General features: G+C 41.5%; 12 protein-coding genes and 1 tRNA gene. 6 read left to right on the plus strand and 7 right to left on the minus strand.

Annotated elements, in window-relative coordinates; translation table 11 throughout:
* Positions 1-11 precede the first annotated feature (11 nt).
* Positions 12-1,859, minus strand: coding sequence for a transglutaminase domain-containing protein (locus M2448_RS00100; protein ID WP_280644202.1), 1,848 nt, complete (start codon positions 1,857-1,859; stop codon positions 12-14).
* A gap of 114 nt (positions 1,860-1,973) precedes the next feature.
* Positions 1,974-2,669 (minus strand): DUF554 domain-containing protein, encoded by a 696-nt coding sequence (locus M2448_RS00105; protein WP_280644203.1) that lies wholly within the window; start codon positions 2,667-2,669, stop codon positions 1,974-1,976.
* 379 nt (positions 2,670-3,048) lie between these two features.
* Here M2448_RS00105 and M2448_RS00110 point away from each other — a divergent pair, with 379 nt between their 5' ends.
* The 4 genes from M2448_RS00110 to M2448_RS00125 all read left to right on the plus strand — a co-directional run bounded on the left by M2448_RS00110 (position 3,049) and on the right by M2448_RS00125 (position 5,692).
* Positions 3,049-3,831, plus strand: a complete 783-nt coding sequence (locus M2448_RS00110; protein ID WP_280644204.1) for a class I SAM-dependent methyltransferase — start codon at positions 3,049-3,051, stop codon at positions 3,829-3,831.
* Positions 3,832-3,837: 6 nt separating this feature from the next.
* Positions 3,838-4,344: a GNAT family N-acetyltransferase gene (locus M2448_RS00115; RefSeq protein ID WP_280644205.1), complete on the plus strand. Its 507-nt coding sequence runs from the start codon at positions 3,838-3,840 to the stop codon at positions 4,342-4,344.
* 47 nt (positions 4,345-4,391) lie between these two features.
* A complete protein-coding gene (locus M2448_RS00120; RefSeq protein WP_280644206.1) occupies positions 4,392-4,856 on the plus strand; it encodes a GNAT family N-acetyltransferase in 465 nt (154 codons plus the stop codon).
* Between the two features lie 71 nt (positions 4,857-4,927).
* Positions 4,928-5,692, plus strand: coding sequence for a glucose 1-dehydrogenase (locus tag M2448_RS00125; protein WP_280644207.1), 765 nt, complete (start codon positions 4,928-4,930; stop codon positions 5,690-5,692).
* Positions 5,693-5,759: 67 nt separating this feature from the next.
* Here M2448_RS00125 and fsa read toward each other — a convergent pair whose 3' ends face one another.
* Positions 5,760-6,416: a fructose-6-phosphate aldolase gene (fsa, locus tag M2448_RS00130; protein WP_280644208.1), complete on the minus strand. Its 657-nt coding sequence runs from the start codon at positions 6,414-6,416 to the stop codon at positions 5,760-5,762.
* 1,775 nt (positions 6,417-8,191) lie between these two features.
* Here fsa and M2448_RS00135 point away from each other — a divergent pair.
* Positions 8,192-8,944: a hypothetical protein gene (locus tag M2448_RS00135; RefSeq protein WP_280644209.1), complete on the plus strand. Its 753-nt coding sequence runs from the start codon at positions 8,192-8,194 to the stop codon at positions 8,942-8,944.
* Between the two features lie 164 nt (positions 8,945-9,108).
* Positions 9,109-9,256 (plus strand) — tRNA-OTHER (locus tag M2448_RS00140).
* Positions 9,257-9,774: 518 nt separating this feature from the next.
* On the opposite strand, the gene trxA is transcribed toward M2448_RS00140, so the two are convergent.
* Genes trxA through M2448_RS00160 form a run of 4 tightly spaced genes read right to left on the minus strand, consistent with a single transcriptional unit; the run spans position 9,775 to position 13,075 of the window.
* Positions 9,775-10,245 (minus strand): thioredoxin, encoded by a 471-nt coding sequence (trxA, locus tag M2448_RS00145; RefSeq protein WP_280644210.1) that lies wholly within the window; start codon positions 10,243-10,245, stop codon positions 9,775-9,777.
* A 3-nt stretch (positions 10,246-10,248) separates the two neighbouring features.
* On the minus strand, positions 10,249-10,410 hold the full coding sequence (locus M2448_RS00150) for a hypothetical protein (RefSeq protein WP_280644211.1): 162 nt from the start codon (positions 10,408-10,410) through the stop codon (positions 10,249-10,251).
* Positions 10,403-10,615 (minus strand): hypothetical protein, encoded by a 213-nt coding sequence (locus M2448_RS00155; protein WP_280644212.1) that lies wholly within the window; start codon positions 10,613-10,615, stop codon positions 10,403-10,405. The genes M2448_RS00150 and M2448_RS00155 overlap by 8 nt, the downstream gene beginning before the upstream one ends.
* A gap of 12 nt (positions 10,616-10,627) precedes the next feature.
* Complete coding sequence (locus tag M2448_RS00160; RefSeq protein WP_280644213.1) at positions 10,628-13,075, minus strand: FAD-dependent oxidoreductase; 2,448 nt, start codon at positions 13,073-13,075, stop codon at positions 10,628-10,630.
* Between the last annotated feature and the right edge of the window lie 5 nt (positions 13,076-13,080).

Raw genomic sequence — 13,080 nt, forward strand, 5'->3', positions numbered from 1 at the left:
CGCATGTTTTATTATTTTGTAAGTGATATTTGCTCCATATAGGCTTTCCGCAATTTAGCGATGTCGGAATTCCATTCTGCGAAATTTGATTTTCTCAGATAGATGTCACGTATTGTAATTTCTTTTTTGTAGAATAATTTGTTACCTTCCTGTCTATAGCTTATCCTGAAAGTATATCCGTCCTTATCTATATTTAATTTTTCGGGTATATGTGAAACTTTATATCCTTCAGGAATATGCAGTACTACATTTTTCACGATATGATATCGGTAAGAAAATTCCAGATCGTTGACGCGTTTTGCAGTATCTATATTATTTGTCATGAAATCCTTACCGGCATCGAGGTCTATATAATATTCAGCCCCGAGCTGCTGCAACCCCGACCTGTTGTCTATGTTGTACAGCATTTCTACCTGCTTCGACTGCGAAGTAGCACCTATAGTCTGTATATCGGAAGCTTCATCCTGCGAATTGCCATTCTCCAAGAACCGTTTCAGTGCCCCACTAAGCCTGTCTTTCGGGGTAGCATCCATCAGAGAAAGGAGCACCTGCTTGGATTCGCCCATATAATACTGTCCGGCTTTGCCTTTCATCACATCTCCATCTATAGTGTATTCACAGTATAGGCTGTCGGTATTCAGTACAGGTGTAAATTCAGGAATTCTGTTGAGCAGATATTTGCTTTTATCCTTATCCTGTACCAGTGTCTGGCGCCCTTGTATAGTCTGAGGATACTCGCCCAACGGCATATATTTCACTGTAGGATCGAGATAATAGGTCTTTCCATCGAAGAACAGGGCACAAATCATATGGTTGTCGGCCGACAGCGACGGTGTACTGTAATCGTAAGCTATATGGTTCGTCCCCAACCATGCCAGACGTGCATCGAAGCCTTTAGCCTTTAGCAGGGCTTTCAACAGGTTCGACATTCCTTTACAGTCTCCGTATTTTTTTCTCAGCACTTCTTGTGCATCATCAGGTTTGAATGCTGCTATTCCATCTTCAAAAGCAATATAACGTATATTGTCCTGTACCCATGCAAACAAGGTTTTCACCTTTTCATCGTCAGTTGTACAGCTTTTAGTGATTTCATCGGCTTTAGCCTTTATTATTACCTCATCATTTTTTACGTCTTTCACTATGTCGTTATACCATGCGTACTGGTCATTAAGAGTCTCGAAGTATGTGATTTTCTCTCCTTTTATGGTAGCCGACTTGGATAATACCATTATATGTGGGAAGATGTGCGATTTGCCCGGCATATTATTTTCCACTTTCGTCGCCTTTTCATCGGTAATCTTATAGATGTAGACATGGGTTTTGTTCTTCTCATCCACCTTCACCTCCTTAGCTACATTCTTACCGAAATTACGGTCTACCAATTCCACCTTCATCCAATCGGGAATAGTTATCGTAACCGTTTTTTCTTTTACAAACTGAGGCTCTGACAAGTATATGGATGTAAAGTAGCGCGGGTCTTTATAAGTCTTTTCGAACTTAACCTCACCTGTTGAACCTTTGCGGTCGAAAGACAGGTCGAAGTGGCATACCTTCGCATCGGAGTAAAACATGTCATCGGTAGTGTACAGATTGTACTTAGGCGTTGCATTCCGCTTATTGCTTACCTTGTCGAGGGTGGTCTGGCTGTCATACATTTCCATGATGGGGATAGATGTACCTCTCTTTGTACACTCATAATAGGTTTCAGACTTCTCTTTTACCACAGCAGTCCCTTTGCTTTCTTCAAAAACATAAGTTTCTATACGGTTGGTAATAATGACATTATCGTCATCGGTCTGAGCAAAAAGGGAGAAATAACCGCAAATAGCCAGGATGCAGCATAGTGTTCTTTTGTACATAGTTGATAGTTTTGTCTCTAAATATAAGGTATGTCTTTATCTTTTCTGAATAGATTGATACGCCGAAGATATGAAGCTTTTGGGAGAATTGCAATACATAATACAGGAATAGTGTCAGAAAAAATAAGAAAGAATAACAATGATCACCAAAGCCGGAAGCATATTGGTCACATTTATATCCTTTATTTTGAGAATACTGATTCCCAAACCGATAAGCAGAATGCCACCGACACCGGTCATATTGGCTGTCATATCATCACTCATATAGCGCATGATAAAAGCGGCAAACAGAGTAAGGCTACCCTGATAAATCAGTACAGGTATAGATGAAAACAGAATGCAGACTCCGAAGGATGCAGCCAGAGCAACAGAAGATATCCCATCCATCACCGACTTGGTAAGCAATATATCGGGATTTTTACCCATACCGTCCTCAATAGCACCAAGTATAGCCATAGACCCCACGCAAAAAAGCATGGAAGCTGTAACAAACCCCTCTGTAAAACGGTTCTGTCCGGCATCATCTGCCAATTTCTCCTTTCGGGTCTTCGATCGGAGATAATCGGAAAAGCGCCGCAGATATTTGTCGATGTCGACAGCCTGCCCGAGTATTGCTCCCGACACGATACTGACCACAACCAGTATCATGTCTTTTGTCTGCAACGACATGGATACGCCGATAGCAATGGTAACCAGCCCGATACCCTGAAATACGATAGCAGTCATTCTTTCCGACAGGCGCGAGCGGATCATAAGTCCCAGAAGGCTCCCGCCAACAATAGCTCCTGTATTTACAAGGGTTCCGACCATAGTATAGTATCTTTTTTTAGAGTTGCTTAATTGTTTCACTGCAAATGTAAAAAATATATTTCCTCACACGCCGAAGCTGTAGCAAAATAATATCTTCATATCATATTGCATTTTTCAAAAGAATAAATATCTTTGCCCTATCATAACGAATTTATGTATTCTACAAACAAACAAATATTGGTGAGGTAAATAATCTGTAGTCCTTTTACAGATTATCCCTTCGGCGCTTTTGAATAATTGTCATTATTCAAAACCTTTTCTATTTACATATAAGTAATAAATTTTTCATGCTTGCACATGTAAGATGTCTGCGTCTTTATGTACCTGCCAAACTCCAATATTTGGATGAAATAATTTCATAACAAAAGAATTAACGATCATGAATACAAAATATGAATTAAGCAATATACAAAACATCAGTCTTGACGAAATATATACAGAATGTAGCGGACCGGGTGGTCTCAGGCTAGTAGACTTCCTTGCCAAGAAAATGGGAATAGAAACCGGGAAGAAGCTGTTGGACGCAGGAGCAAACAGAGGTTTTCCAACCTGTTACCTGACTAAGAAATACAATACATTCACCATAGCTATAGACCCTTGGGACGACCGTACAAGCCAACGGCCTCAGGTAGATTATATAACGGAGAATGCAAGCAAATGGAATGTTGCCGACAGGCTGATAGCAATGAAGCTAGCCTTGCCGGAGACATTCTTTGCCAACGGAACTTTCGACTATGTGTATTCGACCACTACACTGGAAATGATAAGGACACTGGAAGGCGAAGAAGGATATCGGAATGCAGTAAAAGAAATATTCAGAGTACTGAAACCCGGCGGCATATTCGGACTGGCTGAACCAATGCACCTCGAAACGGAAATCCCCGAAGACCTCATCCCTTATCTGTCGCAGGAATCTTTTGCATGGAAAGACTGCTTCAAGAGCCTTTCGCATACACTGGAAGCAATATATGCAGCAGGATTTGAGGTTGTCGAAGCAGATTATGCTCCCGATGCTAACCTGTGGTGGCAAGAGTATGCAGCGCATGACCCTTACTGTAAGCTGAATCCGGACGAAGACCCAAAAACATTGGCTGTAGATAACGGACGCTGGACAAGCTTCGGATATATTGTCGCTCGAAAACCTTTGGGTATAATAAAGTAATCCGGAATGGAAATGGAAATATTAAGACTACGAATTGTTCCGCTCAGTGTGGAACATTTCCGTCTGTTTCTGGACGAGACAGAAAAGATGGAATTGCAAATGGGATTAACTCCTTCAAGAGAAATCCCCGATGAACATACCCGACAGGCAATGGAAGACCTTTATGCAAAAGCAATAGCGTATCCCGAGCATTATTACTGGTACACCAACTGGCAAATAATACTCAAATCTGAAAATAAATCTATAGGCAGTGCCTGTTTTATGAAAGATGAGAGCGCACCATCGCAAGTAGAAATCGGCTATGGGACAAATGCAAAATACCGCAACAAAGGTTTTATGACAGAAGCAGTACAGGCATTGTGCAAATGGGCACTGCAACAACCCTATATAAAATGTATAACGGCTGAGACGGAAATAAATAACATACCATCGCAGCGGGTGTTGGAAAAATGCAAGATGCACAGATACAGACAAACCAATGAAAGCATTTGGTGGAAACTAGAAAAAGAATAAAAATAAGAGTGCCAATCAAATTTAAACAGTTACTAATACTAAAGAATATGAGAATAATATCGATACGGGAAAATCCCGAATACATGAGCATAGCCATTCAATATTTTCAGAGTAAATGGCCTTCGGTCTATCCCCCTATTTATGAAGATTGTATCATACATGCCATTACATCCGATATGCCGCTTCCCCAGTGGTATCTATTGGAAAAGGACGGGGAGATAATCGGTTGTGCCGGACTTATCACAAATGATTTTATCAGCAGGATGGATCTATACCCCTGGATATGTGCCCTGTATATAGAGGAAACCCATAGAGGGAATGCCTATAGTACATTATTGTTAGAAAAATCGAAACACGATGCAGCTAAAGCGGGGTTTAAAAGCATCTATCTAAGTACATATCATATAGGGTTCTACGAAAAATACGGATTCGATTATATCGGTCAGGGTTACCATCCATGGGAAGAAGAGTCGCGGATATATAAGTCTGAAACAAATTTAGAATTATTATAAACTTCATTAAAATATTATCCGATGTGATTCGTCTAAGATAATAAGCGACTAATAGAAAAAGGTATTTATAAATGCTAAAAAACGCACAGATGAGCGAGATGAGTAATAAAGTAGCACTTGTCAGTGGAGGAGCACAGGGAATGGGCGCCGAAGAGGTACGCCTGTTGGTATGGGAAGGAGCCAAAGTAGTCTTTGGGGATATTGCCGACAGCGAAGGAAAGCAGTTAGCAGAAGAATTGGGCGATAGTGTGCGTTTTGTTCATCTGGATGTAACTAAACCCGAAGACTGGAATAAGGCAGTGGAAACAGCCGAAAAAGAATTCGGACATGTAAATGTACTTATCAACAATGCCGAAATCGTAGATAACGGTGCGTTTGAAGAATACTCAGCCGAACAGTTTAGCAATGTACTGGATGTAAATCTGATAGGCACCTTCAACGGGATGAAGGCTGTAACCTCATCGATGAAGGCTGCAAAAGGTGGTTCTATCATCAATATATCATCTACTGCCGGAATGACGGGCTATCCTCTTATTTCAGGTTATGCAGCATCTAAATGGGCTGTACGCGGATTGACAAAGAGTGTTGCCCTCGAACTGGGCAAATACAATATACGGGTCAACTCGGTGCATCCGGGACGTGTGCAAACCCATATGGATAACAATAACGAAATGAAAACGCTGCACATAGCACTCAACAGAATAGGTCAGCCAAAAGAAATTGCTGATGTCATCCTGTTTCTGGCAGGCGACGAGTCGTCTTTCATTACAGGAACAGAGATTGTAGTGGACGGTGGTGAGACAGCCGGGATGGCAATCGGTAGTATGGAAGAATAACAATCTCCTAAATAGAAAATATCCCTGTACAGAGTTCTGCACAGGGATATTTCATTTTATAGTTTTTCTATCCGTTCACTTTCTTATAGTCGGCAAGGAAAGTAGCCAGACCGCTATCGGTAAGCGGATGTTTGAGCAATCCTTTAATAGCAGGAAGCGGGCAGGTAGCCACGTCGGCACCTACCTCTATACATTGTATGATATGTTGTGTACTGCGTATAGATGCCGCTAATACTTGCGTTTCCATATCGTAAGTAGCGTACATATCCACAATTTTACCTACCAGTTCGATACCATCGCTCGAAATATCGTCGAGGCGTCCTACAAACGGCGACACATAGGTGGCTCCCGCTTTTGCGGCAAGTAGCGCCTGCCCTACCGAAAAGATAAGCGTGCAATTGGTGCGTATGCCTTTTTTGCTGAAATATTTAATCGCTTTTATCCCATCTTCGATACAAGGCACTTTCACCACGATGTTAGGGTGTAGAGCTGCAAGCTCCTCCCCTTCGCGTATCATGCCTGTATAGTCTGTGGCAATCACTTCAGCACTAACATCGCCATCTACAATCTTGCAGATGGCGAGATAATGCTTGCGCTGGTTTTCTACTCCTTTGATTCCTTCTTTCGCCATCAGTGACGGGTTTGTAGTTACACCGTCCAATACCCCCAGATCGTTGGCTTCGCGTATCTGATCGAGGTTAGCTGTATCAATAAAAAACTTCATGATATATTGTTTTTAAGTACGTTCTATATTATTCAAATATCAGAATATATTTTAATAAAAACAATTATACGCAGGGGATTGTTTCACAGCTTATTTTTTATGGGCGATAAGACACTGTATAAATATTACGGGAAATTTATCTATACAGGAAAGCGGTCTTTGAATAACCAGTGTACTAGATTATAGAGTTAGCTACACCTTGTTCCGCTGAACGATGTTTCTAGTTTACTAGAAAAAAGAATTGCAAAGTAATCGGCGGAGCCAAATTTAAACTAGCAAGCTAGTAAACTAAAAAAACTAGTAAACTAGTAAGAGTTGTCAGGTTTTAGTTAAATTCACCTCACCCCGACCCTTTCCAAAGTGAGAGGGGGTTGCAAAGCCCAAAAAGGGAACGAGCTTGTAGGGGCGAACCCATGTGTTCGCCCGAAGATCAAATAAACGGGCAGACACGTAGGTCAGCCCATACGAAAAACAGAAAATAATGCTAGCAAACTAGTAGACTATAAACTAATAAACTTGTAAGAAATGTGAGGTTTTAGTTAATTAAAATGGAGTGTACTAGTTATAAGTGTACTAGTATACTAGAAAAAAGAAAAACTAGCAAGCAAGTAAACTTAAAAACTAGTAAACTTGTAACTTATGTCGGGTTTTAGTTAAAATTACACTTTTATAAAAAATAATTTCATCCACGCAAAAAGATTGCGCAACACCTGTTTTACTTTGTATCATCAAACAAGCGATCATTGAATTACTAAGAGCCTGTTTAAATTTTATTCGTTTAGGTTTTCAGCACTATTTTTGGAATGATTTTTTCTTATCTGAAGCGCGAATAGCGGGCTATTCAAGCTGAAGAAAGGGGAAAATCGGACAAAAAGAGACTGAAAATGAACGAAAAAAGAACGATAACAAAATGTTTTGGTAAAATTTAAACAGGCTCTAATTATATAAGGAATAAACAAGTGCCGTAGATAAGGGTTACTTCGCATTATTAATGCCCGGGTCGTGGGTTCGATTCCCACCACTCCTACTATTTAAGTTGAAAAACATGAAGGGAGTGTAGCTCAGTGGATAGAGCAGGAACACAGTCCCTTTTCGCCTGTCGCCTTGTTTTTATATACTCCTATAGCTTAAATGGAAAAGCCTGTGGAAAAATTAGATCTTACCACAGAGTGTGCGGATATCCCCGTTGCAGATTGCAGTGGGTAGATTTTACAGATGCACCGAAATTCGTAACTGTAGAGTAGGGAAGCGTATTTAGAGCCGTACTGCCTGAAAGGGAATATGAGTTCGAGCCTCATTAGGAGTACAAGATTTTCGTCTTTTCTGTTACCCTTCTGAAACTAATTTATCTATGTAGTAAAAGAGGTCTTTTTGATAAGATGGAATAAATATATAATAATTTGCCGCTGCGCAAAAAGATTGCATCCCACCCTTTTTACTTTGCAGTATCAAATGAAGAGTTCTTTGAATTAAGATATAAACAAGTGCCGTAGGATAGGGTTACTTCGCATTAACCGCCCGGGTCGCGGGTTCGATTCCCGCCGTCTTTCGAGACGTAGCTCAGTAGGTAGAGCAGGAAACAGTCCCTTTCCGCCTGTTGCCTTGTTTTTTGATATCCCTATGGCTTAAATGTGGACGGTCTGTGGTAAAATTGTATTTTACAGATGCATCAAAACTTGTAAGTGTAAAGTAGGGAAACGTATATATAAGGCTATACTATCCGTAGCGGAGAATATGAGTTTGGGCCTCTTTAAGAGTACAAAAATATATGAATTATGATTAATATTATTGAAAAAAAAATAGATCTGATTGAAAATTTCATTGATGAGTATTACTCTAATGGAGGATGTGTAGAATTTGCATTCTATGAGATAAAGGAAAATTATTTAGGTGAAAAGTCGGACGATGAATACTTGAATCACCTTATGACTGCTACGCAAATCTTGGAATTGATAAATTATGAAACAAATTTTCATTTCAATAAAGCAAGATATAGTTACAATTGCATCAAGGGGTTGATAAGTCTGGATGATTTACCAAATAGTACCACTGATTATTCCGATTTGGTTGCAAACGGACGGAAAATTTCTCTGGAAGAATTTTTAGGCCCCTATTTTGATGTTGAAAAAAATATGCCATATATCAAAGGCCGGAAGGATAACTCTACTTTAAACTCATACTTCAGATACACTGATGATGAATGTTCCGGGAATGCACTGCCAATGAATGAATTGGTTAAGAAGCATATGGAGAAATTTCCGTCTTGCGACAATGGATTTATCTATGCACTTATACAACCACCCTATAGCATGAGTTTTGGTGAGACATTGAAAGACAGGGGAGAATACGTACTCAATTTCTTCGATCTGTTGTTTGATAATCTGGATAAAATAGTGGTCTATAAGTGGAGTACCGATTGTAATCCATATTTTAATGCAGGCAAAGAATGGTGGGGCGCATACTTTTGGACTGTCTACAATCCGGTGAAGGACATCTATATAGGGATAGTAGCATCTACAACAGACTAAAAAAATAAAAAATAATTTGCCGCTGCGCAAAAAGGTTGCATTCCGCCCTTTTTACTTTGCAGTATCAAATGAGAGTTCTTTGAATTAAGATATAAACAAGTGCCGTAGGATAGGGTTACTTCGCATTAACCGCCCGGGTCGCGGGTTCGATTCCCGCCGTCTTTCGAGATGTAGCTCAGTTGGTAGAGCAGGAAACAGTCCCTTTCCGCCCGTTGCCTTGTTTTTTGATATATACAAACAAGTGTCGTAAAGAAGAGTTACTTCGGTAGAAATGTTATATACATTATTGTGGGTTCAAATCCCACTATCCATTAGGATATTGGCTCTTTTTGCTTGTTACCTTGTTTTAAGGTAAACAGAATGTCGTAGAAAAGAGATACTTCGCTGCCATTAAGGGGGAGGAATAGTGAGACCGTAAAATCGGTGAGACTATCCGGTTCGAATCCGGCTAGCGTGCCCCCGTCTCTGATCGCTTGTTACTTCTGTGAGAAATAATCAGGTGCCGTAGAAAAGGAGTTCTTCGTTGGCTCCGGCGACACAGGTGCGATTCCTGTCAGGCGAAAGCCGGTAGTTTAGAGTAAAATACCGGATTGTAAGGCCTTTTCGACTTGTAGCCCTGATGTAAAACAAAAGAAGATGTCCCAAAAGTGCTCATCTGCTTCATTGCTAGCTTCATCAGTCGTAGGTCACATACTTTAGTATGCTCCCGTCCTCCTGAGAACCAGCGGCTTCACGTCTAAACACTTTTGGAACACTTCTGATTAAAATAGCAAAAGAGGCTATCCTTATTTACTTGTGGAATAGCCTCTTTCTTTACAGTTTATATCGGGTTATTTTTTCAGTAATACCTTGTCGATAGCTTCTTTCAGAGCAGACTTCGGTAAAGCGCCCTGTGCCATTTGCGGCTGTTCGTCCATTGGGATAAATAACAGGCTCGGGATACTTCTGATGCCGAACAATGCGGCCAGCTCCTGTTCTTCTTCGGTGTTTATCTTGTAGATGTAAACTTCGCCGTCGTACTCGGCAGCCAGATCTTCCAGTATAGGGGCGATAACTTTACAAGGCCCGCACCAGTCTGCGTAGAAATCGATAAGAGCGGGTTTATCTCCCAAGTACTTGAATTCATTAGGATTGGCTTCATAATTAGCGACCTTCTTCAAAAAGTCTATTTTGTTGAGATGTATTGTTTTCATTTTAGTCTCCTTTTTAGTTGGTTCTTTGGTTTGTTTCTTGCCCGTTTGTCCACTACAGGCACTGAATGTAAATCCTGCTATGAGCAGTAAGAATAATAGTCGTTTCATTTATTACTTTGTTGTTTCTTGCTTTTCTTGTTGCACATCTGCTGTACTCATCTGACAATAGCCTGTAATACAACAGGAAGTAGAGAAGAACATTATGATGAATGCAAATATCATGCCTTTAATCGGGACTGACAAGTATTTTGGACTTTTTCTTATTCTATTCATTCTTAGCCCCTTTCTTGAACAGGCTGAACAGCAGGCTTCCCATTACAGCACCCCATATGATGCTGTTGATAGGCGAAGCGGTTATAGGGCAAGTTCCTGTATTGCAACCGATGAAGTACCAGTATAGATATCCTGTAATTCCTCCGGCGACTGCTCCGGCCAGATATGTCCAGTTGCGTCTGAATATAGTGATTAGCTTTTCCATTGTTTACATGTTTTATATGAATAGGTTTACATTGGCATTCTCAGCCCTGTCTAAGTAAGTAGCCACACCACCGATGGTGATGTTGTCCATCAGTTCCTCTTTTTTGATACCCATCACATCCATCGACATAGAGCAGGCAATGAATTCCACGCCATTATCTTTGGCTTGTTGCATCAGGCTTTCGAGGCTGTCAATATTCTTGCTCTTCATGATGTAGCGCATCATTTTGCTGCCCATACCACCCATATTCATTTTAGACAGGCTTAGTTTTTTACTGCTCGACGGAAGCATGAACCCAAACATCTTGCCCATGAAGTCTTTTGATACAGATGGCTTCTTTGCTTTCTTGATTACGTTCAGTCCCCAGAAGGTGAAGAATATGCTGACCTTCTTGCCCGATGCTGCTGCTCCGTTAGCAATGACGAATGAAGCCAAAGCGCGGTCGAGATCATCGCTGAATACGATCAGAGTTTTGTTGTCGCCACCACTTGCTGGTTTATTGGATGCAGACTGTGCCTGCTTCTCTACGGTTGCAGTGATGATTCCTCCTGTATTGTCCATGCCTACCAGTTTGGCGCCTACCATGCGGCACCATCCGTTGAGGTCTTCACCAAAAGCCTGATCAGTCACTTTTATCTGTAGACGGTCGCCATCGGCTATCTGGTCGTAGTTCTTCTTCAATTGCATTATCGGGCCGGGACACTGTAGTCCGCAGGCGTCTATAGTGATTGTCTTCATTTCTTTGAGTGCTTGGGTTATAACTGTGTCCTGTACTTTTACAGCACAGCTTGTTGGTTTCGCAGTAGTGTTATCTTCTGTAGCAGCCGAATAGGTTTTGTAACCACCCGAAAGATTATATACCTCTGTGTATCCGTTTTGTAGCAATATGCGCGAAGCAAGGTAACCTCTTAATCCGACAGCACAATAGAGAACGATCTTCTTATTCTTCGGTATCTCAGATAGTCGTCTCCTGATTTCGTCTACAGGTATATTAACAGAGCCTTCGATGTGAGCAAACTCGTGTTCTTCTGCTGTGCGTGTATCTATTACAAAAGTCTGTGAACTATCCGATTTAGCCAGCTCGTTCCATTGTATGATATTGCCCTTTTTCCTAAGGATATTATCAGCTACGAAGCCTGCTATATTTACAGGGTCTTTTGCCGAGGAGTAAGGAGGAGCATAGGCATGCTCTATCTCTTGCAAGTCGTAGATAGTACCCCCTTTTCTGATCACTTCAGCAAAAAGGTCAATACGCTTATCTACTCCGTCGAAGCCTACTATCTGCGCCCCTAATAGTTTGCCGTCTGTAGGTAAGAAGTTTATCTTGACAGACAGAGGCAGTGCATCAGGGTAATATCCGGCATGCGAACTACCATGTGTATATGATTCTATATGAGCTATGCCCTCTCTGCCAAGCAGTTTAGATGAAGCTCCGGTAGCAGCAACTGTCAGGTCAAATACTTTAGCAATGGAAGTGCCTATTGTGCCTTTGTATTGATACTTATTCCCTTCGATGATATTATCCGCTACAATGCGTGCCTGCTTGTTGGCTGGCCCTGCAAGCGGGATGAGAGCGTGCTTTCCGATGACAGGGTTAAATACTTCTACTGCATCACCCAGTGCATATATATCCTTGTCGGAGGTCTGCATATAGTCGTCTACTTTGATGCCTCCCAGTGTACCCAGCTCAAGCCCGGCTTCTTTTGCCAGCTTTGTCTCAGGACGCACTCCGATGCTCAGTATCACCATATCGGCTTCGAGCGGTGCATTCTTCTCTAATAGCACTTTCAGCTTGCTATCTGTTGTTTCAAAGGCAGTAACGCCTTCCTCAAGATAGAGGTCTACACCATTTTGTCTCAGATGTTGGTGTACAAGGCTTGCCATTGCATAGTCGATAGGAGCCATCACCTGATTAGATTTCTCTACAACAGAAACTTTCAGCCCTGCTTCGTGCAGGTTTTCTACCATCTCCAGTCCGATAAACCCACCACCAACAACGACAGCCGTTCTCGGCTTGTGTTCGTTTATATAAGCTTTTATCTTGTCCATATCGGGAACATTCCGCAGCGAGAATATTCGCCTGTCCTCCATTCCGGCTAGTGGCGGTTTGATAGGTTCAGCACCTGTAGATACAATAAGCTTATCGTAGTTTTCGGTGTAAGTCTTTCCGGAGGCAAGATTGTGTACTGTTACTGTCTTATCCGCAGGGTCTATCTTTGTAACTTCCGACTGTACCCTGATGTCAATATTGAAACGGTTTACAAAACCGTCTACAGTTTGGACAAAGAGCCTGTCGCGGTCACTGATAGTTCCTCCTATATGGTATGGTAATCCGCAATTGGCATACGATACATACTCACCCCTTTCGAACAAAATGATCTGCGCATTCTCGTCCATGCGCCTTAGTCTTGCTGCTGCTGTTGCGCCTCCGGCAACTCCTCCTATAATAAGTATTTTCATAATTT

It is taken from the genome of Dysgonomonas sp. PF1-14, assembly GCF_029892965.1.
In the GTDB taxonomy this organism is placed as follows: Bacteria; Bacteroidota; Bacteroidia; order Bacteroidales; family Dysgonomonadaceae; genus Dysgonomonas.